The following is a 25,899-nucleotide window of genomic DNA, read 5'->3' as shown; positions in this document are numbered from 1 at the left end:
AGGGAATTTCCTACACGAAGGTGTTGCAGTTAGAAGAACAGCGGGGGCGTGACCGATGCGCGACGCGTCAAATCTCGTCGTCGTCACCGAGCAGTTTGTGGCGCAGCGCGTAGCGCACCAGCGCCGCTTCGTGCGGCATCTGCATTTTCTCGAAGATGCGCGTCTTGTACGTGCTGACCGTCTTGCTGCTGACGCACAGTTCGCCGGCAATCTCGGTGAGCGTCTGGCCGGCGGCGATGCGGCGGAACACATCGAATTCGCGATCCGACAGCCGTTGATGCGGCAACGTGTCGGCCGGCTCGTTGAGGCTCTGCGCGAAACGCTCGGCCATCGCGAGGCTCACGTAGACGCCGCCGGACGCTACTTTGGAGACCGCCGCGACCAGTTCCGCACTGGCGCTTTCCTTGGTCAGATAGCCCGACGCGCCCGCCTTGAATGCGCGCACCGCGTATTGCTGCTCGGCATGCATGGTCAGCACGAGAATCCGCAGCGCCGGCATTTCCTCCTTGATCTGTTTGATCAGCTCGACGCCGTTGCGACCGGGCATCGACAGATCGAGCACGAGCACCTCGGCGGCTTGCGAGCGGACCAGCGCGATCGCGCTCGCGCCGTCGTTGGCCTCGCCGACCACTTCGAAGCCGTTGGCGTTGCGCAGGATATGCCGCAGACCGTCGCGCACCAGCGCGTGATCGTCGGCTATCAGCACTCGAATCATGTTTGCATCTCCTGCTGTTGCACGGCCGTGGCCGGGAAACGCACCGTCAGCGCGAAACCCTGGCCGTTGATCGTGTGAATGTCGACGGTGCCGCCCAGCATGTGCGCGCGTTCGCGTATGCCGAGCAAGCCGAATGATTTTTCGGTGGGCGCGGTGGAGCGGCTCGCGCCGTGGCCATTGTCCGCGATCCGCACAATGCAGGTGTCCGCGTCCAGCCGCACGGTGAGCGTGACGAGCGTGGCCTCCGCGTGACGCGCGACGTTGGTCAGCGCCTCTTGCACGATACGAAACAGCGTGGTCGCGCCGGCCGGTGTGAAATTCGCGTCGCCGACCTCGACGTCGCGATCCACGTCGATCCCGTAGCGGTTCGTGAAGTCGTTGGCGAGCCATTCGATCGCCGGAATCAGGCCGAGGTCGTCGAGCATGACCGGCCGCAGGTCGGCGGCGATCCGCCGCACCGACGCGACCGTCGCATCGATCAGCCGGCGCATGCCGCCGAGCTGTTGCAGCACCTCGGGGGCGGCGCGGGTGTCGAGCGCCTGCTCGACCGACGAGAGGTCCATTTTCAGCGCGGTCAATTGCTGGCCGAGGTCGTCATGCAATTCACGGGCGATGCGGGTCTTCTCTTCCTCGCGCACCTTTTGCAGATTGGCCGACAGCTCGCGCAGTTCCTCGCGCGATTTGCGTTGCGCGCTTTCCGCCTGGAAGCGCTCGGTGATGTCGCGCAGCATCACCGTGTAGAGCTTGCTGTCGCCGTCGCGCACCTGCGAGATCGACGCCTCGATCGGAAACTCCTCGCCGTTGCTTCTCAGGCCGAACAGCACGCGCTGCTGCTTGCCCATTTGCCGCTCGGAGACACCGGTGACGCCGAACTGGGCAACATGCCGGTCATGGCCCGCACGAAACCGCTCGGGGATGAAGCGAGCCAGCGACGCGCCGATCGCCTCGTGCGCGCTGCAACCGAAAACATGCTCGGCCATGGGATTGAAGATGACGATGTTCTGGCGTTCGTCGACGGTGATGATGGCTTCCATCGACGAACGGATGATGCCCATCATGCGCGCTTCGTTCAGGCTCGACTGGTCGAGCGCCTCGTTGGTCGCGCTGGAGCCGCCGTGTTGCAGGGCGAGGACGAACGCAAGGGCGCAGAGCAGGCAGGCTGCGATCACATACGCGGCCAGCAGGGTGTGAGCGGCTGCGGGGGTGTCGCCGGCGAAACTTGCAACGGCCCACTGCCACGCAGTAAAGGCAATGGCGAGCGCGACCGCGAGGGTTGTCGCCGCGATCAAGGCGGGGCGGCGCAACCGCCGGGTGGTCGGTGCGCGCGTCGGCGCAGACGAAAGCGATTTTGCTTCAAGGGGCGTTTTACCGCGACAGGGCATGAACGCCTCCTGGAGTGAAGAGCGATCCGCAACGCGAGCCGATATCAGCGCGCGGCGGATCAGGAACGGCGCGATATCTCGACGGACGAGCGCGGCCAGCAATCGGTAATCGACAATCAGCGAGTAAAGCAGCGAGTAATGCAGCGATGGCCGCGCGGCGCCTCCTCATGGAAGCCCCGCGCCATACCCGCTCCGCGCATTTTCCGCGATTTACGAGATTCGTACCAGTGCGGCCGGCATGACAACCCGGCTCGCCGGCTCAATGCGACAGCAGCACCGGCAAGGTCATCGACTGCATCACGGTGCGGGTCGCGCCGCCCAGCACCAGTTCCTGCCAGCGCGTACGGCCATAACCGCCCATCACCAGCAGGTCCGCGCCGAGTCCGGCCGCTTCCGACAGCAGCGTATCGCCGATGGACGCCTCCGAATCGACCGTAACGTCGCGGGTCTCGACATGGACGCCATGCCGGGCGATTGCCATGGCGATGCCGGCCGCCGGAATCCGCGCAGTCGGATCGCGATGCGCGCGGTTCACCGCCACGACCGTGACACGCGCGGCCGAGCGCATGAACGGCAGCGCGTCGTGGACCGCGCGGGCGGCTTCGCGGCTGCCGTCCCAGCCGACCATGACGTGTGTCCCGGCCGACTCGACGCTGCCCGCGTAGGGCACCAGCAGCACCGGCCGGCCGGCGGACAGCACGAGGTTGGCCGCGAAATTGTCGCCGACGTACGCCTCCGAATCTTGCGGATCGTCCTGACCGGCAATGATCAGGTCCGCGCAACGGCCCAGTTGCGGCATGGCGAGCGTGGCCGCCTCACGGGTGGCGAGCCACTCGCCCGGCACCTGGGCGCGCTTCAGTTCGGCATGAAAGAGCCGTTCGAGCGCGCCGCGCCGCTCGGCACGCAACTGCTCGTGCGCCTCGAAGTAGCCGGACGCGCCTGACATCACGTCGAGCGAACGCGGATTCGGCGTGTACAGCGCAAACACGCCGGTCAGATGCGCGCCGAACTGCCTGGCGAGGGTGATAGCGAGTTCGAGACGCGGATGCGCACGCAGACTCGTATCCAGATGAACGACGAGGGTCCTGTAGCTCATGGCAATGCTCCGATGGTGAACGAACGACGCGCGAACGTGTGCCCTGAGTCTATGAGCGCGAGGCCGCGCGGCGTTGATTCAGATCACGCTCTTTACCCTCTTTACGTCCGGTCCCGCAGCGACGAGAACGCCTGATGCACGACCCGTGGATCGTGCAGACCCTTGTAGACCGCCGGCGCCGCACGATCGAGATCGAGCAACGCATAAGCGGCGTTCTGCGCCGAGCGCACCGAATACTCCACCGTGAACACCACGTCGTCGGGCAACTCGCAGAACTGCCCGATGAAGGCGAGATTGCGCCAGCCTTCCGGCGTCACGGCCGGCCGGTCGCCATGTTTGCGCGGCAGAAACTGACTCGTGATGAACGGCATCATGCATGGAATGCAATTGGCGTGATCGAGGATCCGCGCGGCTTCGGCTTCGATCTGCAGATGACCGAGCATCTCCGTCAGGATTTCGCGGCCGGTGCAGGCATGCATCGGTTTGCCGACGAAATCGCCCGGCTCGTCGACGCGCAGCCCATAGCCCCACAACACCTGCACGTCGGCCGGCTGGCCGATGAAATGCGGCTGATGCGGCAACACGATCGAGGCCAGCCAGCTCGATTCCGGAAACGTGATCAGGCCGCCTTCACCGGGCACGTTGCCGGTCAGATCGCGGATCAGCCGGAACAGCGTCGGATCGCGCAGCGTCACGGTGAAAGAGAGCCATTTCGACGCATCGGTGTGGTCGGCGAACACGCTCGGATGGCCGAACTCGGGCCGGCCCGCGGCAATGTTTTTCCACAGACGCCAGGCGCCGGTACTGTCGACGGTGTTCAACGGCGCGGGACGATCCATGCCGCCGAGACTCGACGCCGCGGTCATCGAACCGAGCGTGACGATCACCTTGTCGGCGGGGCCGACCGGCAACTCGAAGCGCCGCTGCGCGGTTTCACAGACCAGCCCGCGCACGCGATTGAGCGTGTCCGTCTCGTCGACCAGCAGATCGGTCACGCAGGTGTCCGCTTCGAAGACCACGCCGTGATCGTCGAGCCAGCGGCGCAGCGGCAGCACCATCGAATCGTACTGGTTGTAGACCGTGCGCATGATGCCGTGCAACTGGTTGAAGCCCGCCGACATATGCGCGAAACGCAGCAGATAGCGGCGGAATTCGACCGCGCTATGCCACGGCTGGAATGCGAAGGTCGTGCACCACATCAGCCAGAAATTGGTCTCGAAGAACGACGCATCGAAGTGGTCGGCGATCCGGCTGTCGGCAAGCATCCCTTCCGGTTCGATCGACAGACGGCCCAGCGTAAGCAGATGTTTTTCGTCGAGGCCGTACGCGGGCGCGGCTTCGCGCCGGCCGTTCCTGACGAGCCGCGAGGTCGACGAGGTGCGGATCGTCTCGTTCCAGTCGAAGATTTCCTGGGTGACGCTCTTGCTGTCGTCGAGCGTGGGGATCGACGAGAACAGATCGTAGGTGCACAGATACTTGCTTTCGAGCATGCGCCCGCCGCGCACCACGTAACCGCTTTGCGCCGTGCCCGCGCCGTCCAGGCTGCCGCCGGGTTTGTCGAGCGCTTCCAGAATCGTGATGTTGCGGCCGCGTACGCGTCCGTCGCGAATCAGGAAGGCCGCGGCCGCCATCGCGGCGATGCCGCCGCCGACCAGATAGAACTGGCCGTCCGCCGCGTCGGCGAGTCGGTCGGTAGCGAGGTCGGCATGGCGAGTTGCGGCGTGAAGCGGATCAGTTTTTTGCACGAGTGAGGTCCTTTCGATAAACGCCGCCATACCCCCAATACGGACAGCGGACGTTGGCTCAACATACGCGCGGCCCGCGCCGAGGCGGTTGCGTTGGATCAAGCAACGGTCGGAGCGAGCGCGGCCTATGCGGGCAAAGGGATCGCTTGATGCACATCAATGGGCGGGGCGTGGGCGAGCTTAAAGTCAGTCCTGCAACTTCATTGCGTACCACGGAGGCAGCACATGAAAGCGCTCGTGTATCACGGTCCCGGCAAGAAGTCGCTCGACGAACGGCCGATGCCCACCCTCATCGCACCTACGGATGCGATCGTCCGCATGACGCGCACCACGATTTGCGGCACCGATCTGCATATCCTCAAGGGCGACGTGCCGAGCTGCGAGCCCGGACGCGTGCTTGGCCACGAAGGCGTAGGCGTGATCGAGGAAGTCGGCGCGGCCGTGTCGACGCTGAAGGCCGGCGACCGCGTGCTGATTTCGTGTATTTCATCGTGCGGCCGCTGCGACTACTGCCGCCGCGCGATGTACTCGCATTGCACCACCGGCGGTTGGATTCTCGGCAACCGGATCGACGGCACCCAGGCCGAGTACGTGCGCATCCCGCACGCCGAAACGAGTCTGTATCCGATTCCCGCGGGCGCCGACGAAGAAGCGCTGGTGATGCTGTCGGACATTCTGCCGACCGGCTTCGAGTGCGGCGTGCTCAACGGCAAGGTCCAGCCCGGCAGCACCGTGGCGATCGTCGGCGCGGGGCCGATCGGCCTCGCCGCGCTGCTGACCGCGCAACTCTATTCGCCGGCTCAGATCGTGATGATCGATCTCGACCCGAACCGGCTGGAGGTGGCGAGCCGCTTCGGCGCCACGGCGTGCATCGACAGCGGCCGGGTCGATCCGGTCGATGCGGTGCTCGCGCTGACTGGACAGATCGGCGTCGATTGCGCGATCGAAGCGGTCGGTGTGCCCGCAACCTTCGAGTTGTGTGAAGCGCTTGTCGCGCCGGGCGGCGTGATCGCCAACGTCGGCGTGCACGGCGTCAAGGCCGATCTGCATCTAGACAAGCTGTGGGATCGCAATATCTCGATCACCACGCGGCTGGTCGACACGATCAGCACGCCAATGCTGCTGAAAACCGTGAGCGCGGGACGCATCGATCCCACGCGGCTCATCACGCACCGCTTCCAGCTCGAAGACATGGCCGGCGCTTACGACACCTTCAGCCGCGCGGCCGAAACGCATGCGCTGAAAGTGATTATCGAAGTGTCGTAACCGCCGTGCGTCATAGGGCCTCAAGGCAGTAGCCGTACTCAACGAACCAGTCGCCCGGCGGGGCCGTGCGGCCAAACATTCTACGCAACCGTCAGGGAGATTCATCATGCGTGCAGCCGATGTGATGACCAGCAACGTCATTGCCGTCAAACCCGAGATGACCGTGCGCGAAGTCGCGCGCATTTTCGTGGAGCGCAAGATCAGCGGCGCGCCCGTGGTCGATGCAGCTGGCCAGTTGATCGGCATGATCAGCGAAGGCGATCTGCTGCACCGCGTGGAGATCGGCACGGAGCAACGCCGCCGATCGTCGTGGCTCGAACTGTTCTCCACGAACGACGACGCCCGTGGCTACGTCAAGTCGCACGCGTTGCACGTGCAGGACATCATGTCGACCCCGGTCGTCTCGGTCGACGAAAACATGCCGCTCGGCGAAGTCGCCAACCTGCTCGAAACGCGGCGCATCAAACGCGTGCCGGTCACCGAGGCGGGACAACTCACGGGCATTGTCAGCCGCGCCAATCTGGTTCAGGCGCTGGCGAGCCTGCCCGAGGAACCCGCAGCCGACACCACCTTCTCCGATCGCGAGATCCGCGCGATGCTGCTCGGCGAACTGGCCGGTCATACGTGGGCGTTCGCGGGGCGCAACGTCGTCGTGACGGACGGCGTGATTCACCTCTGGGGCGTCTTCCATTCGATGGAAGCCGTCGAGGCGGTGCGGGTGGCGGCCGAAGGTATTCCGGGCGTGAAGCGGGTGGAAGACCACACGGAGCCTTATCCGGTGCTGCCCGGCATTTGACCGCCCACCGCCGGCGGGGCGGGTTTCCCTGTGGGCTGCGCCACTGGCGGGCCGCCCAGATTGGTATAAAGTAAATCGGTGACTGCCGTGCGGCGCGCAGGCGCCGCGCCGCTGCTTCCTGACCTCAAGGAGCTGCCGCAAGAATGAAATACAAGGACTATTACGAGGTGCTTGCTCTCGAGCGCGATGCGTCTCAGGACGACATCAAACGCTCGTACCGCAAGCTCGCGCGCAAGTATCACCCGGACGTCAGCAAGCAGGCCGACGCCGAAGAGCGCTTCAAGGAACTGGGCGAAGCCTACGAAGTGCTCAAGGACCCGGAGAAGCGCGCTGCCTACGATCGCATGGGCAGCGAATGGCGCAACGGTCAGGAGTTTCAGCCGCCGCCGAACTGGGACGAGGGCTTCGAATTCCGTGGCGGCGGCAGCGGTGCGGGCAGAGGGGGTGACGAGGCCGGCGCGCAGGCCGATTTTCATTCGTTCTTCGAGCAGATGTTCGGCGGCGGCGCGCACGGCCCACAGGGTCGACACGGGGCGCATGCGCAGCACCGGCCGTTCGACATGCGCGGCGAAGATCACCACGCGAAGGTGCTGATCGATCTCGAAGATGCCTATCGGGGCGCGCAGCGCTCCATTTCCCTACAGATGCCGGTGGTCGACCCGCAAGGCCACGTCACGCTGGAAACGCGCACGCTCGACGTCGCCATTCCGAAAGGCATTCGCGCGGGGCAGCACTTGCGGCTGGCGGGTCAGGGTAGTCCTGGCTCGACGCCCGACAACGCGGGCGATCTCTACCTCGAAGTCGGCTTTCGCGAGCATCCGCGTTTTCGCGTGGATGGCCGCGACGTCTCCATCGAATTGCCGGTCGCGCCGTGGGAAGCGGCGCTCGGCGCGCAAGTTACGGTGCCGACCGTCGACGGCTCGGTCGAGATGACCGTGCCGGCCGGCTCGGCAGGCGGACGGCGTCTCAGGTTGAGAGGCAAGGGGATTCCCGCCAACCCACCGGGCGATCTGTACGTGGTTCTGAATCTCGTGCTGCCGCCCGCGGACAGCGACGCCGCGAAGGCCGCTTACGACACGATGCGTCGGTCTTTCAGCTTCGATCCGCGCGCGCACTTTTACGGCTCATCATCGTGAAGGAGACCACTGTGACAACCTACATGGAAGGCCAGATCGTCGATGAAAACGTCGAATTCACGCTGGTCGAGTTGTGCCGGGTGAGTGGGGCATCGGCGGAAGAGATGACGCTGTGGGTTTCCGAAGGCGTGTTCGAACCAGCGGGTGAACGACCCGAGGAGTGGCGATTCAGCGGCGTCGCGTTAAGGCGCGTGCGGACCGCGCAGCGCCTCGCGCACGATCTGGAGATCAACCCTCCCGGCATCGCGCTTGCGCTGGATCTGCTGGATGAAATCGAGGCGCTGCGGGCGCGCGTGAAGCGTCCACGTGGGGCTTAGGCCGTATCCGCTAGTGATTGGGGTATTCATGCGGCGAAGATTGATGCCGCATCAGATTCCATTAAGGTTCGCTTGATAGGCTGAGACGTCGGTTTATGTGCGCAGTGCGCCGCCCCGGACGGTTTCGTCGTTCGGCAAGGTTGGTTGCGCGCGCAACGCTCGTCGCGTTTTGCTTATCAGGCAGCCACACATGAAGCTTTCCACTACCGTCAGGTTGCGGGCCTACCTCGTGACCGCGTCGATGTCGGCAGTTGTCATCCAGTTGGGCGCGCTGGTCTCGATCTTTGCGTTCGGTGTGCCCGAGGCGTATTTTCAGACGCTGACCTTTCGGCTTGCCGCGGCCGGCGCGATTTGCGCGATGGTGTTCGTGTTCGCGGTTTTCGGGGACTCGATAGCTATAAACCGAGTTTGCCGAGGCTCGCGGCGAGTTTGAGACGCGCGGTGCGCCATTTCGACGCGGCAAGAACGCGCTGTTTCTGCGCGTCGGCGAGCGCGGTTTGTGTATTCAGCAGTTCGGTGAACGTGCCAACGCCCTCTCTGTAACGGCCGCGCGCAATATCGAGCGCGCGCTGCGCATCGTCGAGCAGGTCTCGCGAGTTCGCCAGATTGGCGGCGTCGGTCCGCACGCCGTGGTAGCTCTTCCATACATCGAGCGACACCTGCAACTGAGCATCACGCAGCGCCGCCTCCTGCGCGTCGGCTTGCGCCTGGGCCTGCTCGATTCGATAACGGGACGCGAAACCTTCGAACAGCGGAATCGTCAGTTGCACACCGATCGTCGTGCCACGGCTTTGCGTGATCGGTATCGACCGGGGCTGTTGCTGGTATGAGGGGTTGTTCTGCGTGAGGCTGCCGACGAGCGCCAGGGTCGGGCGGCCCTGCGCGCGTGCGGCGTCGACATTCGCGCGAGCCGCGTCGAGTTTCGCCTGTGCGGCGATAAGCGTGGGTTCGCGCCGCTTCGCTTCGGCGATCAGCTCGTCGATACGGTCGTTGATATCCTGCGGTGCGTCCGCGTCGTGCTCCGTGAACGCGATTCGTAAAGCGGAGTTCGCTTCAAGTCCGAGCGCGACGGCAAGGACACCTGTTGCCGCGCGGACATCGCCTTCCGCGTAGACCCGTTCGAGCAGCGCGCGTCGGTGGCTGGTACGCGCCTGCAGTTCGTCGGCTAGTGTGCCGGCGCCGGCGGCATGTTTCGCGCTGGCTTCCTCAAGGCTTTCGCGTGCGATCACCTCGGTACGCTGCGCTGCATCGAGTGATGCCTGGGCGTCGCGCAGCGAGTAGAACGCCTGGACCGCGTTGAAGAATACCGTCTGCAGCGTGTGGTCCTGCGTGGCATTCGCCGCCGCGAGCAGCGCGCCGGCCTGTCGCCGGGCGGCGCCGCGCTTGCCGGAGTCGAACAGAACCCAGCTCAGGTTCAGCACCCCGTAGTTGCTTGACGTATTCATCGAGCCTGCGCCCAGCGCGCTGTAGTCGTAGGTGGTGGACAGCATGTTACGCTCGGCGCCCGCTGTCGCATTCAGCGTCGGCAGAAAGGCCGCATCGGCAATGCCCAGCGCGGCGCTTTGCGTGCGTGCCTGGGCCCACGCTCCGCGTGACTGCGGATTCGCACAAACCGCTTGCAGGACTACGTCGTCGAGATCGAGCGCCCGGCTGTCCGGCAACGCGCGACATGAAACGCCTTTTAACAGTGGCGCGGCAGGCGTGAGCGACACGCTGCTTTGTGTGGCGAACACGTCAAGAATCTGGGCATGGGCGAGAGGGGCGCCGGTTAGCGCAACGACCGACGCGGCGGCGAGGAGACGCTGTTTCATCGGCCCGGCTGTTCGACGGGCCACGGTGTGGCAAGGCCATGCGTCGCGGCCGGGCAGACCGATGCGATGGCGGTCGTCGGCTCGTGAGCGCCGCAAGCGCTGCCCGCTGCCGCCGCGGAAGCGGTCTCGAGCGGCTGCGCCGTCGGCCGGTCGAGCACGATCCGTCCACCGCTTAACACCACGACGCGATCCGCCGACGCAATCGTCTCAGGCCGGTGCGCGACGATTACGCGCGTGATCCGCAGTGCGCCGACGGCCGTGTTGACCTCGTGCTCGCGCTGGAGATCAAGATGGCTCGTCGCCTCGTCGAGTACAAGAATTTTTGGCCGCTTGTATAACGCGCGGGCAAGTAGCACGCGTTGTTTCTGCCCACCGGACAGGATAGTGCCCATATCGCCGACAAGCGTGTTATAGCCCATCGGCATCGCAACGATATCCGCATGCACCGAAGCGAGCCGTGCGCACTCGGCAACCCATCGCGAGTCGGCTCCCGGATCGAAGAAGCTGATGTTGTCCGCAATCGAGCCGGCGAATAACACGTCGTCTTGCAGCACGGTGCCCACGAGCGCGCGCAGCCGATCGAGCCCGAGCCGCTCGAGTTCGACTCCACCGATCCTCACTTTGCCCGCCGTGGGTTCGAGCACGCCGAGCAATACGTTGACGAGCGTCGTCTTGCCGCATCCCGACGGCCCGACGAGCGCAACCGATTCACCGGGAGCGATAGCGAGCGCCACGCCGTCGAGTACGACCGGCTCGCCCTCCGCATACCTGAAACAGACCGCGTCGAATTCGATGCTCGCGGCGAGGTCGTCGGCTTCGTCCGGCACATGGCGCAGGCTGGCGTCAGGCTCAGGGCCCGCGAACACGATGTCGGCTAGCCGCTCGCCCTGCAACTGCAACATGCGCACCTCGAAGTACTTGTCGATGAGGCTGCCGACGCGACTATCGAACTGCATCTTGTACGCGTTGAATGCCATGAGCACACCGACCGTAAACTGGCCGTCCATCACCATCTGCGCACCGAGCCAGATAACCAGCAAACCTTCGATGCCGAACAACAGTCCGTTCACCTGCTGATACAGCAAATGCAGTTTCTGCGCATGCAGTCCGGCGTTCACCTGTTCGACGAACAGAGACAGCCAACCCGCACAGCGCTCGTTCTGCCGGTTGAACAGTTTGATCGTCTTCACACCGCGCACGCTTTCGAGAAAATGGCTCTGCTGTCTGGCGGCGCGTACGATCTGATCCTCGGTCGCGCGCCGCAGAGGGTGGTACCAGAGCCAGCGCAGCAACGCATAAAGTGCCATCGCGCCGAGCGCGATACAACCGAGCGCGCGGCTGTAGACGAACATCATCACAAGCGTGGCGACGGTCATCAGGCCGTCGATTACCGCGCTCAGGAACGATGTCGTGAGCGTTTGCTGGATCGCGTCGATCGAACCAAAGCGCGACACGACGTCGCCGAGATGGCGTCGCTCAAAGTAGCGCACGGGCAAGCTGAGCAGATGCGCGAAGACGTTCGCGCGCCATTGCACATTCAGTGTCGTGCCGAAGTACATCAGCACCCACGCGCGGATCGCGCTGGTCGCCTGCTGCATTAACAGCAGGAGCCCGAAGCCGAGTGCCAGCACGGTGAGCAGATCGTGGTCGGCGCTGACGATCACCTCGTCGATGACCCATTGCATAAAGAAAGGCTGCACGATCGCGAATACTTCGAGCACGAGAGCGAGCGCCAGCACCTGGCCAAGTGAGCGCGACAGTCCGGACACCGGGCCGAGCAGCGTGCGCAACCTGATCGCGGGCGCGGGGTCGCGCTGCGTGAAGCTGCCCGTGGGCCATAACTCCAGTGCGACACCGGTGAAGGAGCGCGATAGCACGTCGAGCGGTAACTTCCGGATGCCCTGGGCGGGATCGTGTATCACGGCGTGCTTGCCACTGACCTCCTTCAACACGACGAAGTGGTTGAAGTTCCAGTGCAGGACGCAAGGCATTCGAAGTTGCCCGAGCTGGTCGAGACCGAGCTTCAGTGCGCGAGTACCCAGTTCGAGACGCTGAGCGATCTCGATCAGGCGAGCGAGCGCGGTTCCCTTGAGCGATACCGGAAAGCGGCCCCGCAATGTGGCGAGGTTCACATGGTCACCGTGATAGCCGGCGACCATCGCGAGACACGCGAGTCCGCATTCAGTCGCTTCAGTCTGCAAGAAGATCGGCAGCTTCCTGCCGAAGCCGAACGAGAGGCGGTCGAAAAAGAACATGGTGGAAAGAGACATTAGAGTTTGCCGGTGAGGCTGTAGAGCGGTTCGAGCACCCATTCGTAAAGACGTCGGCGTTCGCGCAGGATGTCGGCTTCGAGCGCCATGCCGGACTGCAGCGGCTGAGGCTTGCCGTACGCGGTCACTGTCTGCTGATCGAGCGTGGCGGTGACGCGATAGAACGTAGCGTCCCCTCCGCGTGCGCCGACTGCGGACATGCCACCCATCGACAGTTCGGCGGCCGACAACGCCGTCCGCGCAATCGACGTCACCTGCGCGCGATACTGGCCGAACTTCTGGTACGGATAGGCCTGGTAGCGCACTCGTACCGGAACGCCGACGCTCACGAAACCGACCGCCGCGCTGGGCACGAACAACTGAACGTGCCAGCGCGAGCCTTCCGGCACAATGCTTACGGCCGGATGGACGACGCCTATCGTCTGCCCCGGTTCGGCAATGACTGCGGTTGCGACACCGTTCTCGGGCGCGGTGATCACGAGTTCGCGTCGCGCCTCGCTTTCGATCAGTGTCTGGTCGACGTCGATCACGCTGCGATCGAGCTGCGCCAACTGGTTCTGCTGCCTGAGCGCAAGACCAGCGAGTTCGTTCGCGCTCTCCTTGAGTGCCTGGGAGACGTTGGCCCGCTCGCGTTGCAGGCCGAGCAGCTTCGACTGCTGGTCGATCAGGTCGGCTTGCCGTTGCTGGAGCTGGTCGGTCGAGACGTAGTCCTGGGCGAGGAGGCGCCGATACCGGGCAACGCCGTCGGCCGCAAGCGATGCGCGCTCGCCTTGACGTGCGAACTGGTCGTCGAGACGGGCGAGTTCGACGCGCAAGCTGCCGAGCTTCGCCTGGAGCGTGTCACGCTCATCCCGTTGCAGCAGACGTGTCTTGTCGCTCTCCCTCACCAATGATTGTTTGCGCTGGCGTGCCTGCTCGATCAACGCGGCCTGTGTGCGACCTTCTGCGGCACTCTGCAGGTCGGTGGAAAGCGTGTAGAGCACCATGCCACGCGTTACGTGCTGTCCTTCGACTATGGCCTTGCGCAGCACAATGCCAGACTGCTGTGCATAGACCTTGACGAGTCCGGTGTCGGGCACGACGACGCCATCGACCGTGGTGCGGCGCGTGTAACTGCCGAACGCCAATAACAAGGCGACGGCGAGCGCCATGCAGATGGCTGCAGCCGTCAGGAACATGAACGAAACGGGGCGCGCCAGCACGATCTCGCCGATTATCGACGTGCGATGGGCCTCGAGTGCTTTATTGCGAAAAAGTCGGGTACGGCCGCTCATTGAAGTCTCAATTGTCGCCTGCTACTTGCCTTTATCTTCTTCATGAACGATTTTTGCATAGTCATACAATGCAGTTCCGAGCGAAGCGGGCAAGGCAAAAGCAATGGCGGCACTACCACCATTAATTTTGGACAGAATTCCCAACAGCGACAATGCCAGCCCGAAAAGTGCGCCGTAAATCGGCAGGTCGGTTTTGTACCATGGGATATTAAGAAAACCTGGCCATTTTTTTGATGCAATCTTCTTCAGAAAAATAATGCCAGTCAAACACATAGCGCTTCCGGTTACATAATCTATAGCGTAGTTTTCGGCCAGCAGGAAAAACATGGATATGATTATCACCATGAATAAAGCGGAAAGCGCAATGAATTGTTCTAGAAATTTTCTGGCGGATATCATATAAATACTTGAACGCCGAGCCCGGCTATTGACAAGGCTTGGCGTACTTTAGTCAGGGATTTTATTGAAGCTGATCAGTGAACTGCAAAAGTTCATTGAACGTCGGCGCCCCATTGGGGAAGAAGTATGCCCACCCGTGATCCTGAAGTTTGTCCAGTACGTAAGCGCCCGCCGCTCCGCCCGCGAGGCCCCCATACATGGTACCGAGGCCAGCTCCAATAATTGCGCCGCCCAACGTGCCGATGCCAGGAAGGAATGATCCAACCGCCGCGCCGAATCCTGCTCCGACCTCGGGACCGATTGCTTGCCCTGCGACTGTTCCTCCGAGGGTGCCCGCTACTGTTCCGGTCAAGCCAGCGCCGGAGACCTGTTCGATTTCCTGCCGATTCAATTCAACAATCATCTGGATTCCTGTGGATAAAAAGTTGGCGAATTTTTTCGCGTGGCCACGGCTCATAAATTATCCGTAATGCGAATCATTGTCAATACCAGCCGGTCCCGCTGCCACCTGGGCTCGTACGAGCAGTTAGAGAAAGGGGGACTCGGCGAATGGCCGCGAGCGCCGTTTGGGAGGGGAGAGACGATGGAATGGCTACCGGGAGAGAGATAACGCCACTCAGCGGCTCAAGTCTCCCGGCATTGACATAGCCACATAAAAGCAAGGTTTCGCATCGAAGGTATGCGCAAGACCCTGAGCGACGTGGTGAGTAGCGACGCGGCTTGTCGCTCCGTCGAGGTGATGCGACTAGCGCGCCGCTACGGTCGCGCGCTGCTCCGTTGCAGCCAGAACATACCGATTCACCGGCCGCGGCAGCCCCAGATTCTCCCGCAGCGTGCGCCCCTCGTACTCGGTCCTGAACAGCCCACGCCGTTGCAACTCCGGCACGACCAGCTCGGCAAACTCACCCAGCCCACCAGGCAGCCACGGCGACATGATGTTAAAGCCGTCCGCGCCTTCTTCCTCGAACCATTGCTGCAACTGATCGGCGATGCTCTCCGGCGTGCCGACCACCTGCTGATGTCCGCGCGCACCCGCAATCCGCAGATACAACTCGCGGATTGTCAGGTTCTCGCGCCGCGCAAGGTCCAGCAGCAAACGCTGACGGCTTTTACCGCCGTTGGTTTCCGGCAGATCAGGAACGGGCCCGTCCAGCGGATAGCCGGACAGGTCCACGCCGCCCGACATATTCGACAGCAACGCCAACCCGACCGTGGGATGAATCAGCTCCTGCAGCGCGTCGAATTTCGCGCGCGCCTCAGCTTCGGTTTTGCCGATCACCGGGAAGATACCCGGCATGATCTTCAGGTGGTCCGGTTGCCGTCCGTAGCGCGCGAGGCGGCTCTTGATGTCCCGATAGAACGTCTGCGCTTCCTCCAGCGTCTGGTGCGCCACAAAAATCACCTCGGCGGTTTGCGCGGCGAGTTCCTTGCCGGCATCCGATGCCCCCGCCTGCACGACGACGGGCCAACCCTGCGGCGAGCGCGCAACGTTCAATGGACCACGCACCTTGAAATGCTTGCCGCGATGGTTGAGCACGTGCAGTTTGTCGGGATCGAAATAGACACCGCTCTGCTTGTCGCGCGAGAAGGCATCGTCTTCCCAGCTATCCCACAGACCCGCGACCACGTCGTAGAACTCTTTCGCGCGCTCATAGCGCACCGCATGATCCGGATGCTGCTCGAAGCTGAAGTTCAGCGCCTCGGATTCCGTGCTCGACGTCACGAGATTCCAGCCCGAGCGTCCACCGCTCAGATGATCGAGCGACGCGAATTTACGCGCCAGGTTGTACGGCTCGTTGAAGGTGGTCGACACCGTCGCGATCAGCCCGATGTTGCGCGTGACCACCGAGAGCGCCGACAACAGCGTCAACGGTTCGAAGTGATCCGCGCGCGCGGTCCGCGAGAGCGAAGCGAGATTGGTATCGCGCACGCTGACGCTATCGGCGAAAAAGATCGCGTCGAACCTGGCCTGTTCGGCGATACGCGCAACTTGCGCATAGTGTTCGAAGTTGAGCCCGCCGTCGGCCTGAGCGTCGGGGTGCCGCCATGCGGCGATATGGTGGCCCGTCTCCATTAGAAACGCGCCTAGCTTGATCTGTCGTTTGTTCTTGCTCATCGTTTGCTCCGTGAGGTGAAGCGGGTCTTTCGGTGAGGGCTCACGCGCGCTTTACCACGCGAGGCGCCATTCGGCGACAGGTAGCCCCGATCGAATTGCAGACCTTCCACCACGTCCAGTTCGTCATCGAGCGATTTGCCGTCTTCGACCGTGATCACGCCTTCCTTGCCGACGCGGTCGATCGCTTCCGCGATGCGCTGTCCGATCGACTCCTCGCCATTCGCCGAGATCGTCGCGACCTGCGCGATTTCCTTGCTGGTGGTGGTCGGCTTGCTGATCTTCTTCAATTCGTCGATGGCGGCGACGACCGCCTTGTCGATGCCGCGCTTCAGGTCGAGCGGATTCAAGCCGGCCGCGACGTACTTCTGTCCTTCACGCACGATCGCCTGGGCGAGCACGGTCGCGGTGGTGGTGCCGTCGCCGGCGGCGTCGCTGGTGCGCGAGGCGACTTCCTTCACCAGTGGCGCGCCGATGTTCTGCACGCGGTCCTGCAACTCGATTTCCTTCGCGACCGAGACGCCGTCCCTGGTCACGACCGGCGAGCCGAAGCTACGCTCAAGCACCACGTTGCGGCCCTTCGGCCCGAGCGTCACCTTGACCGCGTTGGCAAGAATGTTTTACGTTATGAGTTGAAGTGGAAAGGACGGCGGTCCGTGTACCGGCGAGGCTGATGGGTAAAGTTCTCAAGTCCGCTTGCTTTGTGGAACGATCAGTCTTAATATCCGCACACCATGCCACGACACAGCCCGCTCATGCCTTCATCGTCCGCTCCCGCCGAGCGTGGACGCCCGCGCGAATTCGATATCGACGAAGTCACGCGAGCGGCCGGTCGGGTGTTCTGGCAGCAGGGTTATCACGCTACGTCGATCGAGACGCTGTGCAAATCCACGGGTCTGTTCCGCGCGAGTCTTTACAGCGCGTTCGGCGACAAACACGGTTTGCTCGTCGCCGCGTTCGGTCAGTATGCGGATGGGGCGGTCGCCCGCGTGAAAGAGCGACTGGAAGCGGCGGAGTCGCCGCAAGAGGCGTTGCGCCAGGCGTTGCTGCACTACACCAAGGTGTCCGCGAGGCTGTCGCAACGGCACGGCTGCTTCATCACGAACGCCGTGATCGAACTGCTGCCCGCGGACGAGGCTTTGCGTCCGCATATCGAAACCACTTTGCGCCGCATCGCTTCGCACCTTGCCGCTGCCGTGACGCGTGGCCAGCAAGCGGGAGAGTTCAATTCCACACTCGACGAGCAAGCCGTCAGCACCTTCCTGTTATGCGTGATCCAAGGTTTTCGTGTGCTGGGTAAAGCGAATTTCCACGAGAAAGATCTCGTGCCCATCGTTGAAATGACGATGCGCGCGCTGCTCTAAAATTTTTCCCTATTTCTGGAACGATCATTCATGAATGAGCCGATCGGGATATCGTCAGTCACTGCCGGTCGTGCCGGAGCAGCAACCGTCGGCCATCCTTCAGCCCAGAGCGCGTATGGCAAAGGCGTCCTGTTCTGCGTCGCGGCTACCGTGTTGATGGGCATCATGTTCCCCGTGATGACGGACGCGTTGACGCACGTCGATCCGTTCACCTTCACGTCGCTGCGCTATCTGATCGCGGGCGTGGCGTTTCTCGCGCTGTTGGTCGTCAAGGAAGGTAAGGGCGCATGGCGACCGAATGGCGGGTCGCTTGCGTTGGCGTGGTTGCTCGGTTCGGTCGGATTTTGCGGCTTCGGCTCGTTTGTGTTTCTCGGTCAGCAACTCGCCGGCCCGCAAGGCGCGTTGACCGCATCGATCATGATGGCGACCCAGCCGATGATGGGCCTGCTGCTGAATTCGCTGGTCCGCAAAAGCATGCCGCCGGTGGTGACGCTGCTCTTCATTCTGATGTCGTTCATCGGCGTCTCGCTGGTGGTCACGAAAGGCGATATCGTGTCGGCGCTGCACGAACCGCAGCACTATTCGGCGAACGGCCTGATTCTGGTCGGCGCGCTGTGCTGGGTCATCTACACGTTTAGCGCGTCGCACTTCAAGAACTGGTCGGCGCTGAAGTACACCACCGTGACCTTGTGGCTCGGCTTGACGACGATCCTTGGGCTCAATGCTTTGCTGTTCGCATTGCATGTCGTCGCCGTACCGTCAGGCGGCCAACTGTGGGCCATCGCGCCGCACCTGCTTTATATGGGTCCGATTGCGGGCTTCGTCGCGATTCTGTTCTTGAATATGGGCAACCGGATTTTGACGCCGCTCAACGGCGTGCTGTTCATGGACGTGCTGCCGGTCACGACGTTCGTGCTGTCGTCGCTGACCGGTGTCGTGCCGGCGCGAGCGCAAATTGCCGGTGCGTGTACGACGGGACTTGCGCTGATCTTCAACAATCTCTACCTGCGGCGTCGAGCCCGAAAACTCAACGCCGCACGCTGAGCGCCTGCTCGTGAAAACGGTTTAGAGCTTCGGCAAACCCGGCGGATTGGTCGCCGATCGGGCGATCGCCTCCGAGCCGAGATTCCATCGGTCCAGCACACGCGTGTACGTACCCGACGCGATCAGGTCGTTCAGCGAGGCGGTGAGCGCATCGGCGAGACCGCTGCCTTTGCGCGTCGCGATCGCGAGTTCGGCGGTGCGCGGCCAGCCGCCGCTGACCGTGCCGACCAGTCGGGTCTTGCCTTGCTGCGCGGCCTGATAAGCCTGGGTCGCATTGACGCTGAACACCGCATCGGCGCGGCCGGATTGAAGCGCGAGGTTCCTCACGGCAACATCGTCGTAGTACTGGACGGCGACCGGCTTCAGGCCGTGCGCGACATTTTCCTTGTCCCACGCCAGCAGGATCTTTTCCTGGTTGGTGCCGGAGTCCGTGACGATCCGCAGGCCGGCCACGTCCTTCGGCTCCTTCAGCGACGCGATCTTGCTGTCGGACTTCACGTAAAAGCCAACCTGGTCCTGACGGTAGCTGGAAAAATCGAATTTGAGCTTGCGCTCCTCCGTGACCGTGACGTTCGACAACACCGCGTCGACCTTGCCGGACTCCAGCGCGAGCGGCCAGTCGGCCCACGCCACCGGCACCAGTTCCAGCTTTCTACCCAGACTATCCGCGACCACTTGCGCGAGGTCGGCGTCGAAACCGACCACGGTTTTCGCGTCGGTGGCATACGTGCTGATCGGCGGGATGGTCGGATGAATGCCGATTGTGAGCGTGTCGTCTTTCACGAAATGAAACTGCGCGGAGACGGCTTTCACGGCCACCGGATCTTTTTGCACACGGATCCGGTCCGGTTGCTGTGGGCTGAGATCGAGCGCAACGCCGGCTAAGGCAAGCGTGCTGAAACCCATGGCGATCGACGCGATCGCGCTGAGCAGAACCTGGCCGGTGAAGCGTGGCGAACTTTGCGGTTTCATGACTGAACTCTCATTGTGTTTGGGGTGGGTTGGGCGAGACCGTGTGAGCGCTCGACAATAGCGTTTCGCCGAAACCGGGCGAACCAATCAATAGGAATAAGGATATTGAGGGGCGACCCTCTTGCGATTGCGCGATTGCGCGATCGCCCGGCCGTGCTCTGCCGAAATTCGAAAAGCGGCGTATCGTGTGCCCATCCCTCAACCAACCGAAGGTGATCCATGAGTCAAGCCTTATACGATGTACCCGTCACGTCGATTGAAGGCACGCCGCAAACACTGAAGCAGTTTCAAGGCAAGGTGCTGCTGGTCGTGAACGTGGCCTCGAAATGCGGGCTGACGCCGCAATACGAAGGTCTGGAAAAACTCTACGAAGACAAGCGCGGCGACGGTCTCGAAGTACTGGGTTTTCCGGCGAACAACTTCAAAGGCCAGGAGCCGGGCAGCGACGAGGAAATCCAGACCTTCTGCACCAGCACCTATGACGTGAAATTCCCGCTGTTCTCGAAGATCTCGGTGGTCGGCGCCGACCAGCATCCGCTGTATCACACGCTGACCGCCACGCAGCCCGACGCCACCGGCGAGGGTCCGTTCCGCGAACGGCTCAAGGGCTACGGCATCGAACCCAACGCGGTACCCGACGTGCTCTGGAATTTCGAAAAATTTCTGGTCAGTCGCGATGGCCGCGTGGTGGGGCGTTTTTCTCCCGATGTCACCGCCGATGATCCGCGCCTCGTCGCGGCCATCGAGGCCGAACTGGCACGCTAAAACCTGAAGCCGCTCGATCCGGTTTAGCGTTACCGTTGTGAAAGTGGGCGGCGCTCCCGCGTCGCCCAGCCATACCCCGCGTCATATCAATCCCACCGCGCACATATCCATAGCTCAAATCGCTGGTTTTGCGCCGCGCACTGCCTGCCTATACTGATCCGCTGCATGGGCACGTCCCATTCCTCTCGCGTCATTCATTCACCTACCTTCCACGACGGGACAACCATGAGTCGAGATCTGCTGCTGTTACTGGAACCGGGCTTTACCGATCCGAAGCATCCGGGTGAGCGTTTCATTTGCCCACACGGCGCGCCGATTGAAGGATTGCTGGCGAGCGATCCGAGCCGCACCACGCAACTGGATATCCAGCGCTTACCGTTCGCGCGGCCGCGCGCGGTTGCCATCGAGGCGCTCGACGAGGCGCATCAAGGCCTGCCCGCATTGATTTTCGGCGACGAACAGCCGGCGCCCGCCGACGCGCAGGTGCTGGGCGAAAAACGCTTCGTGACCGATACGCGTCGCATTCTCGATCTGCTTGCGCAGCGTCACGGCTTTCCTAAAGTGCATTGATGAAATGATGGCGCGGGACCGTTGGAATGCGGCGCGTCCCACGGTCCCGCATCAGATAAGACAGGGCCATTCATGCAACAGGCCCTGTCATTTGAGTGCATCAGAACAGATGCTTGAGCCCCGCCGATACCGCCACCTGTTTATCCTTCGCGGAAGGTGACTGTCACCGCGACCGCAGCCGTGACGGGAGGACGGCGCCCGGCGATCGATCAAGGCGGCCATTGCAGTTCAGTGCGGAGTCGCGCGGCGCGATCGACCGCTTCGCGGCGGTTGATCTCGGAGCCCGTCAGATACTCGCCGGTCTCCGACGTCCCCGTCTTGTAGATACTCAACTGCAGTAGCGCCAGCACGTTGCGCGTCAGTTGCTCATCGACGCAGGCTTTGGGCGCGGCGCACAGTTGACTGAGCAGCACGAGTGCGGCGGACCGGCCCAGCGCGGCGAGTGCGAACACGCGGTCGCCGAGCATGCCGCCGCTGCGCAAAGGTATCTCCATCCATTGTTCGGGGTGTCGTGCCGCCAGGCTCAGAACGGCGCCGGGTTGGCCTGCATCAGCGGCCTGCTTCAACAGATCGTCCGCATAGTGCGCGCCGTGCCGATCCGGCTCCCGGCAGCGCAACGACATGTCCTGAGCGGCGAACGCACCACGCTCGCACGCATCGACCCAGGCCGCCGCTTCGAAGAGTCCCTCCGGATCGGTGCGTCCCGCGAGCGCGCCGAAATCGGGAAACGACTGCGCGCGTTGCAGCGCTTCGTCGAGCGTATTGCTGAGGTTGGCTTCCGGTTGGATCAGGGATTTATCGCGTCCTGCCGTTTCGAGGCGCGAAAACACGTCGATCCCTACGTGGGTCGACGAGGCCGGCGCCGCGGGAGACGCCACCGCCAGGCTGTGCCGATTCGTGACCAGTCCGCCGATATCCCCAGGCTCAGCCTCGGCTTGAACCGCAACCTGCGTGGCGGAGTCCCCGCGCGTCGGCCACTGCCCCATCAGGACAGCTGTCAGCGCAATCGTGCCGAGGCCCAATACCCCGCAGCCGGCGAAAAGCCACCACCGCATGGCGGCAGGTTTTCTCGCGTTCCGGAATGACATAGTGCGCGTTTCCCCATTAACAGCCGATTGCCGACGTATTGAATCGGATCGCGGCGTTTTCTAAATCGGTTGGCCACGCAGTGAGAATACGCCAATTGCATCAGACTGAAACTGTTAAACGTCGCCGCACCTCGTTATTCGATTCATTCGACCGTTTAAAAACCTTCGCGAAACGACGGCAATACAAGGATCTGCCGCCATCATCGGTTTGGATCAAAAGTTCTATATACACGCCGCGCCGTCCAGATTACTGTTTGGCCACATAATTATTTGAAACATCCGGCCAATGACTGCGGTGCACTGCAGCATCCCAACCCGACGAGGAGTGCGATGGAACAGGTATCTCGCGAGACAGCCAGTCTATTGCGGGACTCAGCCTGTTTTTAAATGCGGCGCGCATTTTCCGATTGAATAGATCGCTGGCCCATTGGGCTGGCTGGTGCTACGCGAGGCATTTTAATGTCGTGACCTGTTACGCCCGTATAAAACCGGCATACCTATGCCGGACGATTATCGTGCGCGCTGAATTAAAAATACTCACGGAGACAAAATAATGGGATTTGAGACACATGTGCATGGTGCTGTGTCGGCCGTCATTATCGGGGCCTTCGTGCAATAGCAACCGACGTAGCAATCGCAACAGCAATTGCATGAGGTTCGACCTTCCTGAAAACACCACACCCAGGCGATCAGGATGACGAACGACGCCGACGGCGGCTGGCATGACGATGCCCGCCGACCGAGCGGATAGCAGTAGTCAGGCGCTTCAAACGGCCAGGCGGCGAGGTCCACGCACAGCGCCGCCGGCTGCCCAACTCCGGCAATTTCTTTAGCCTTTTTTCTGGGAAGGTCAATCATGAAGCTGATCAAAACTTTCGCATGCAGCAGCGCCATCGCTATCGCATTCGCCGCCGTAGCCCCGATCGCCGCCGCGGCGACGATCGGACCGGCCGGTGCTTCCTTCAGCGCGCCGGGCACGATCAACGTCAGCACGCCGATCGCGCCGAATGTTAGTTGCGGCATCACGCTCAGCGGCGTGGTGAGCACGGACGGCACGTACGCGCAGATCAACTCGGTCGCGATCACGGGCGGTGGCCTGTGCGGCGTGCCGCAGATCATCGGACTGCCGTGGAAACTCGTTGCCACCAGCACGACGACCGGCAATGTGGCGAACGTCGGCTTCAGCGTGCTCGGCGCGAACTGCGGTCCTTCCACGATCAGTGGTGCGTGGAGCAACGCGACCAATACGCTGAGCGCGAGCAATCAACCGCTGTCCGGCAACTGCAAGGTGAATAGCCTGTCGGTCAGCCCGAATCCGGCGTTCACAGTCTCGCCGTAATAGCGGTGTCGAGCTTCGCCGCGAAAACCGGCGAAGCTCGAACAACGGTCGGCGATCCGTCAACTCGCCAGGCCGCCTCGTCGCGCTCCCGACTCACTATGTTGCGCGCGCTGAAAAGCCCAAAAAAATAGGCCCATTAATCGCGCGGCCTGATTCCACCCTTACATGTTGTTTTTCGATTAGCGGTGCTACACTGCCTGCGCGCACAGGTGGGAAAACGCACGACACATTCCCGGGCAATTGGCCATTGCTTTCTAACCTCAGTGCAGCGGTACTGGATATCCGATTGACATACTGCTAGAAAAATAAGGAGCACGTATGCATCAGTTGACGAGTCACCCGGAACACGCTTGCTGGCGCCGCACTCATCCGTGCAGCTTGCCTCCCTTCATTTCGATGCGGTTCACCCGTTTATTGCGGTCGCTTTAACGGCTTTGTCATAGGCCGTGAGTCGTCGCTGAACGACAGGACGCTCCACGTTTGTCCGTTTTTAACGAGCGGAAGCGAATTGGTCCGCAGACGGATTCCACGTCGAGAACACGCACATTCGTGCGTAATCCCTGACGCTGCAGCGCAGTATCAAGATCGTTCCACGCGCACGCACGGGCCACACGCCGCGGCGTAGCGCGATTGCGTCCCGGCGTCCGTGCACCACGGTCCAGCCGCTTTGCCGACGGAGATCACGATGATGCGAGCGTTGCACGTCTTTACCACTGGCCTCGCCATTACGGTGCTGGCGACGCTGAGTGGCTGCCACGACAAACAGGCGCCGGAAGCCGCGCGAGCGCCGGTCAACGTCGACGTGGTCGAGGTCGCACTGCGCGATGTACCCGTGCCGTTCGACTACGTCGGCCAGACCGAGAGTTCGCAACAGGTCGAGATCCGCGCGCGTGTGAACGGCTTCCTGGAGAAGCGCGTCTACCAGGAAGGCGCGATGGTTCATCAGGGCGATGTGATGTTCGTGATGGACCGCAAGCCGTTCGAAGCGGCGCTCGACGCCGCGCGCGCCGAGATGGCGCAGCAGAAAGCGCGGCTCGATACGGCGCAGGCGAATCTCAATCGCGTGCGGCCGCTCGTCGCGAAGAATGCGTTGAGCCAGAAAGACCTCGACGATTCGGTCGGCCAGCAGCAGGCCGCCGCCGCCGCGCTCGAACAGGCGCGCGCCAACGTCACCAGCGCGAATCTGAATCTCGGCTACACCACCATCACCGCGCCGGTCACCGGCTTGTCGAGCTTCGCGAAGAAGCAGGACGGTTCGTATATCGACTCGTCCAACAGTCTGCTGACTTACGTCGCCAAGCTCGATCCGATGTGGATCAATTTTTCGCTGTCCGAGAACGAGATGCTGCAATTGCGGGCGCAGACCGCGAACGGCACGCTGAAGCTGCCGCCGCTCGGCGATCTCGAAGCGGTGATCGTGCTGGCCGACGGCAGCATCTATCCGCAGCGCGGCCATATCGCGTTCCGGGACGCGGCGTTGAGTTCGGAAACCGGCACGTATCTGATTCGCGCCGCCGTGCCGAACCCGGCCGGTTCATTGCGGCCTGGCCAGTTCGTGCGGATCAAGCTGCTCGGTGCGCAGCGCAGCGCGGCGGTCGCCGTGCCGCAGGGCGCGGTCATGCAGGGACCGCGCGGTGAATATGTGTGGACCGTCGATAAAGACGGCAAGGCGCAGCAACGCGCGATCGAAGCGGGCGAATGGAATGGTAACGACTGGGTCGTCAATTCCGGCCTGCAGGTGGGCGATCGGGTGGTGATCGACAATGCGATGCGATTGATGCCGGGGGCGGCGGTGAATGCGCGTGTGGTACCGTTGCCGGCCGCGAGCGTGAATATCGCGGCTATCGCGGGTGGGGCGGGTGGAACGGCCGGGGGCGGCGGCAAAGCCGCAGATCAATCGGGTGCGGGCGCAACGACCGGGGCGGCGCGTCAAAACGGTGCAGGGGCGGGGGCGCAGGGTGGCGCGGCTCAATCCGGCACCAGCGCGACGGCCGGCGCCGCAGGCGGTGCCGCCACAGCGGGCGCAGCGGGCAACGGCACTAGCGGCACCAACAGCGCCAACGGCAACTCCAGTGCTCAGGCAAACACCACGGCAGCCGGCGCGACACAACCCGCCCACACCGAACTCTTCTTCGCCGTCGGCAGCGCAAGTCTCGACCGTGAATCCGCCGACACGCTAGCCGCCGTGGCGCGCCAACTCGCGTCATCGCCCGGCGCGCGCGTGGCGATTTCCGGCTACACCGACGCCACCGGCTCCTACGCCGACAACGTCAAACTGGCCGCCGCGCGCGCCGCAACCGTGCGCTCCGCGCTGATCGTCGCGGGCGTGGACGTCGCGCGGATCGACATGCACCGCCCCGCACGCATTGTCGCCACCGACGCGCCCGGCAAATCGCGCCGCGTCGATGTCACCCTCAGCCCCACGACCGGAGGCTGA

Annotated in this window: 21 protein-coding genes and 2 pseudogenes; 10 read left to right on the top strand and 13 right to left on the bottom strand. The window is 62.9% G+C overall.

All coding sequences use genetic code 11. From position 1 onward, the window contains the following. Positions 1-67: 67 nt before the first annotated feature. The 4 genes and pseudogenes from GGD40_RS35975 to GGD40_RS35960 all read right to left on the bottom strand — a co-directional run bounded on the left by GGD40_RS35975 (position 68) and on the right by GGD40_RS35960 (position 4,938). Positions 68-715 (bottom strand): response regulator, encoded by a 648-nt coding sequence (locus tag GGD40_RS35975; RefSeq protein ID WP_179713526.1) that lies wholly within the window; start codon positions 713-715, stop codon positions 68-70. Next, positions 712-2,013: pseudogene (locus GGD40_RS35970) on the bottom strand (PAS domain-containing sensor histidine kinase); the annotation flags it as partial. The gene GGD40_RS35975 and the pseudogene GGD40_RS35970, both read right to left, overlap by 4 nt. A gap of 343 nt (positions 2,014-2,356) precedes the next feature. Continuing rightward, entirely contained in the window at positions 2,357-3,193 is an 837-nt protein-coding gene (locus GGD40_RS35965) for a universal stress protein (protein WP_179746912.1), read from the bottom strand. 101 nt (positions 3,194-3,294) lie between these two features. Beyond that, complete coding sequence (locus GGD40_RS35960) at positions 3,295-4,938, bottom strand: oleate hydratase (RefSeq protein ID WP_373565408.1); 1,644 nt, start codon at positions 4,936-4,938, stop codon at positions 3,295-3,297. Positions 4,939-5,163: 225 nt separating this feature from the next. On the opposite strand from GGD40_RS35960, the gene GGD40_RS35955 reads away from it, so the two are divergent. The 4 genes from GGD40_RS35955 to GGD40_RS35940 all read left to right on the top strand — a co-directional run bounded on the left by GGD40_RS35955 (position 5,164) and on the right by GGD40_RS35940 (position 8,453). After that, on the top strand, positions 5,164-6,204 hold the full coding sequence (locus GGD40_RS35955) for a zinc-dependent alcohol dehydrogenase family protein (RefSeq protein ID WP_179746911.1): 1,041 nt from the start codon (positions 5,164-5,166) through the stop codon (positions 6,202-6,204). Between the two features lie 106 nt (positions 6,205-6,310). After that, positions 6,311-7,000 carry a CBS domain-containing protein gene (locus GGD40_RS35950; RefSeq protein WP_179746910.1) on the top strand — a complete coding sequence of 230 codons (690 nt, stop codon included), beginning with the start codon at positions 6,311-6,313 and terminating at the stop codon, positions 6,998-7,000. Positions 7,001-7,143: 143 nt separating this feature from the next. Beyond that, a complete protein-coding gene (locus GGD40_RS35945; RefSeq protein WP_179713536.1) occupies positions 7,144-8,136 on the top strand; it encodes a DnaJ C-terminal domain-containing protein in 993 nt (330 codons plus the stop codon). Positions 8,137-8,159: 23 nt separating this feature from the next. Further along, positions 8,160-8,453 carry a chaperone modulator CbpM gene (locus tag GGD40_RS35940; protein WP_179714034.1) on the top strand — a complete coding sequence of 98 codons (294 nt, stop codon included), beginning with the start codon at positions 8,160-8,162 and terminating at the stop codon, positions 8,451-8,453. Between the two features lie 395 nt (positions 8,454-8,848). Here the strand turns inward: GGD40_RS35940 and GGD40_RS35935 are convergent, their stop codons facing one another. From GGD40_RS35935 to GGD40_RS35905, 7 genes and pseudogenes are all read right to left on the bottom strand, one after another. Next, positions 8,849-10,264: a TolC family protein gene (locus GGD40_RS35935; protein WP_179746909.1), complete on the bottom strand. Its 1,416-nt coding sequence runs from the start codon at positions 10,262-10,264 to the stop codon at positions 8,849-8,851. Next, positions 10,261-12,519: a peptidase domain-containing ABC transporter gene (locus GGD40_RS35930; RefSeq protein ID WP_179747162.1), complete on the bottom strand. Its 2,259-nt coding sequence runs from the start codon at positions 12,517-12,519 to the stop codon at positions 10,261-10,263. The genes GGD40_RS35935 and GGD40_RS35930 overlap by 4 nt, the downstream gene beginning before the upstream one ends. 14 nt (positions 12,520-12,533) lie before the next feature. Further along, entirely contained in the window at positions 12,534-13,808 is a 1,275-nt protein-coding gene (locus tag GGD40_RS35925; protein ID WP_179713542.1) for an HlyD family secretion protein, read from the bottom strand. Positions 13,809-13,829: 21 nt separating this feature from the next. Then, positions 13,830-14,135: a hypothetical protein gene (locus tag GGD40_RS35920; RefSeq protein WP_179713544.1), complete on the bottom strand. Its 306-nt coding sequence runs from the start codon at positions 14,133-14,135 to the stop codon at positions 13,830-13,832. Between the two features lie 133 nt (positions 14,136-14,268). Then, positions 14,269-14,664, bottom strand: a complete 396-nt coding sequence (locus GGD40_RS35915) for a hypothetical protein (protein WP_179713546.1) — start codon at positions 14,662-14,664, stop codon at positions 14,269-14,271. A 288-nt stretch (positions 14,665-14,952) separates the two neighbouring features. Continuing rightward, positions 14,953-16,323 (bottom strand): LLM class flavin-dependent oxidoreductase, encoded by a 1,371-nt coding sequence (locus tag GGD40_RS35910; protein ID WP_179713548.1) that lies wholly within the window; start codon positions 16,321-16,323, stop codon positions 14,953-14,955. 71 nt (positions 16,324-16,394) lie between these two features. Further along, positions 16,395-16,940, bottom strand: a pseudogene (locus tag GGD40_RS35905) (TCP-1/cpn60 chaperonin family protein); the annotation flags it as partial. Positions 16,941-17,075: 135 nt separating this feature from the next. Here GGD40_RS35905 and GGD40_RS35900 point away from each other — a divergent pair. Beyond that, positions 17,076-17,684, top strand: a complete 609-nt coding sequence (locus GGD40_RS35900; protein WP_257030672.1) for a TetR/AcrR family transcriptional regulator — start codon at positions 17,076-17,078, stop codon at positions 17,682-17,684. 30 nt (positions 17,685-17,714) lie between these two features. Next, positions 17,715-18,728, top strand: coding sequence for a DMT family transporter (locus GGD40_RS35895; protein ID WP_179746907.1), 1,014 nt, complete (start codon positions 17,715-17,717; stop codon positions 18,726-18,728). Between the two features lie 21 nt (positions 18,729-18,749). On the opposite strand, the gene GGD40_RS35890 is transcribed toward GGD40_RS35895, so the two are convergent. Further along, on the bottom strand, positions 18,750-19,634 hold the full coding sequence (locus tag GGD40_RS35890; protein ID WP_257030768.1) for an ABC transporter substrate-binding protein: 885 nt from the start codon (positions 19,632-19,634) through the stop codon (positions 18,750-18,752). A gap of 285 nt (positions 19,635-19,919) precedes the next feature. Between GGD40_RS35890 and GGD40_RS35885 the strand changes: the two genes are divergently transcribed. Together GGD40_RS35885 and GGD40_RS35880 are read left to right on the top strand one after the other, a co-directional pair. Next, positions 19,920-20,465, top strand: a complete 546-nt coding sequence (locus tag GGD40_RS35885) for a glutathione peroxidase (RefSeq protein WP_179713556.1) — start codon at positions 19,920-19,922, stop codon at positions 20,463-20,465. Between the two features lie 225 nt (positions 20,466-20,690). After that, positions 20,691-21,035 carry a DUF3088 domain-containing protein gene (locus tag GGD40_RS35880; protein WP_179713558.1) on the top strand — a complete coding sequence of 115 codons (345 nt, stop codon included), beginning with the start codon at positions 20,691-20,693 and terminating at the stop codon, positions 21,033-21,035. 209 nt (positions 21,036-21,244) lie between these two features. On the opposite strand, the gene GGD40_RS35875 is transcribed toward GGD40_RS35880, so the two are convergent. Beyond that, entirely contained in the window at positions 21,245-22,090 is an 846-nt protein-coding gene (locus tag GGD40_RS35875; protein ID WP_179746906.1) for a hypothetical protein, read from the bottom strand. A gap of 889 nt (positions 22,091-22,979) precedes the next feature. Between GGD40_RS35875 and praA the strand changes: the two genes are divergently transcribed. Together praA and GGD40_RS37290 are read left to right on the top strand one after the other, a co-directional pair. After that, the gene (gene praA, locus GGD40_RS35870; RefSeq protein WP_035557186.1) at positions 22,980-23,462 is read left to right on the top strand and encodes an alkane oxidation protein activator PraA; all 483 of its coding nucleotides are present in this window, start codon (positions 22,980-22,982) and stop codon (positions 23,460-23,462) included. A 685-nt stretch (positions 23,463-24,147) separates the two neighbouring features. Continuing rightward, on the top strand, positions 24,148-25,899 hold the full coding sequence (locus tag GGD40_RS37290) for an efflux RND transporter periplasmic adaptor subunit (protein ID WP_179746905.1): 1,752 nt from the start codon (positions 24,148-24,150) through the stop codon (positions 25,897-25,899).

The sequence above is a fragment of the Paraburkholderia bryophila genome, assembly GCF_013409255.1.
Lineage (GTDB): Bacteria > Pseudomonadota > Gammaproteobacteria > Burkholderiales > Burkholderiaceae > Paraburkholderia.
The sequence above is the reverse complement of the archived record's forward strand: the minus strand, read 5'-3'. Positions and strand labels throughout refer to the sequence as shown.

Bases quoted from the DNA above. Each gene is read 5' to 3' on its own strand.
- GGD40_RS35975 (WP_179713526.1), bottom strand. From the start codon at position 715: ATGATTCGAGTGCTGATAGCCGACGATCACGCGCTGGTGCGCGACGGT.
- GGD40_RS35965 (WP_179746912.1), bottom strand. From the start codon at position 3,193: ATGAGCTACAGGACCCTCGTCGTTCATCTGGATACGAGTCTGCGTGCG.
- GGD40_RS35955 (WP_179746911.1), top strand. From the start codon at position 5,164: ATGAAAGCGCTCGTGTATCACGGTCCCGGCAAGAAGTCGCTCGACGAA.
- GGD40_RS35950 (WP_179746910.1), top strand. From the start codon at position 6,311: ATGCGTGCAGCCGATGTGATGACCAGCAACGTCATTGCCGTCAAACCC.
- GGD40_RS35945 (WP_179713536.1), top strand. From the start codon at position 7,144: ATGAAATACAAGGACTATTACGAGGTGCTTGCTCTCGAGCGCGATGCG.
- GGD40_RS35940 (WP_179714034.1), top strand. From the start codon at position 8,160: ATGGAAGGCCAGATCGTCGATGAAAACGTCGAATTCACGCTGGTCGAG.
- GGD40_RS35935 (WP_179746909.1), bottom strand. From the start codon at position 10,264: ATGAAACAGCGTCTCCTCGCCGCCGCGTCGGTCGTTGCGCTAACCGGC.
- GGD40_RS35930 (WP_179747162.1), bottom strand. From the start codon at position 12,519: ATGTTCTTTTTCGACCGCCTCTCGTTCGGCTTCGGCAGGAAGCTGCCG.
- GGD40_RS35925 (WP_179713542.1), bottom strand. From the start codon at position 13,808: ATGAGCGGCCGTACCCGACTTTTTCGCAATAAAGCACTCGAGGCCCAT.
- GGD40_RS35920 (WP_179713544.1), bottom strand. From the start codon at position 14,135: ATGTTTTTCCTGCTGGCCGAAAACTACGCTATAGATTATGTAACCGGA.
- GGD40_RS35915 (WP_179713546.1), bottom strand. From the start codon at position 14,664: ATGAGCCGTGGCCACGCGAAAAAATTCGCCAACTTTTTATCCACAGGA.
- GGD40_RS35910 (WP_179713548.1), bottom strand. From the start codon at position 16,323: ATGAGCAAGAACAAACGACAGATCAAGCTAGGCGCGTTTCTAATGGAG.
- GGD40_RS35900 (WP_257030672.1), top strand. From the start codon at position 17,076: ATGCCTTCATCGTCCGCTCCCGCCGAGCGTGGACGCCCGCGCGAATTC.
- GGD40_RS35895 (WP_179746907.1), top strand. From the start codon at position 17,715: ATGAATGAGCCGATCGGGATATCGTCAGTCACTGCCGGTCGTGCCGGA.
- GGD40_RS35890 (WP_257030768.1), bottom strand. From the start codon at position 19,634: ATGGGTTTCAGCACGCTTGCCTTAGCCGGCGTTGCGCTCGATCTCAGC.
- GGD40_RS35885 (WP_179713556.1), top strand. From the start codon at position 19,920: ATGAGTCAAGCCTTATACGATGTACCCGTCACGTCGATTGAAGGCACG.
- GGD40_RS35880 (WP_179713558.1), top strand. From the start codon at position 20,691: ATGAGTCGAGATCTGCTGCTGTTACTGGAACCGGGCTTTACCGATCCG.
- GGD40_RS35875 (WP_179746906.1), bottom strand. From the start codon at position 22,090: ATGCGGTGGTGGCTTTTCGCCGGCTGCGGGGTATTGGGCCTCGGCACG.
- praA (WP_035557186.1), top strand. From the start codon at position 22,980: ATGAAGCTGATCAAAACTTTCGCATGCAGCAGCGCCATCGCTATCGCA.
- GGD40_RS37290 (WP_179746905.1), top strand. From the start codon at position 24,148: ATGATGCGAGCGTTGCACGTCTTTACCACTGGCCTCGCCATTACGGTG.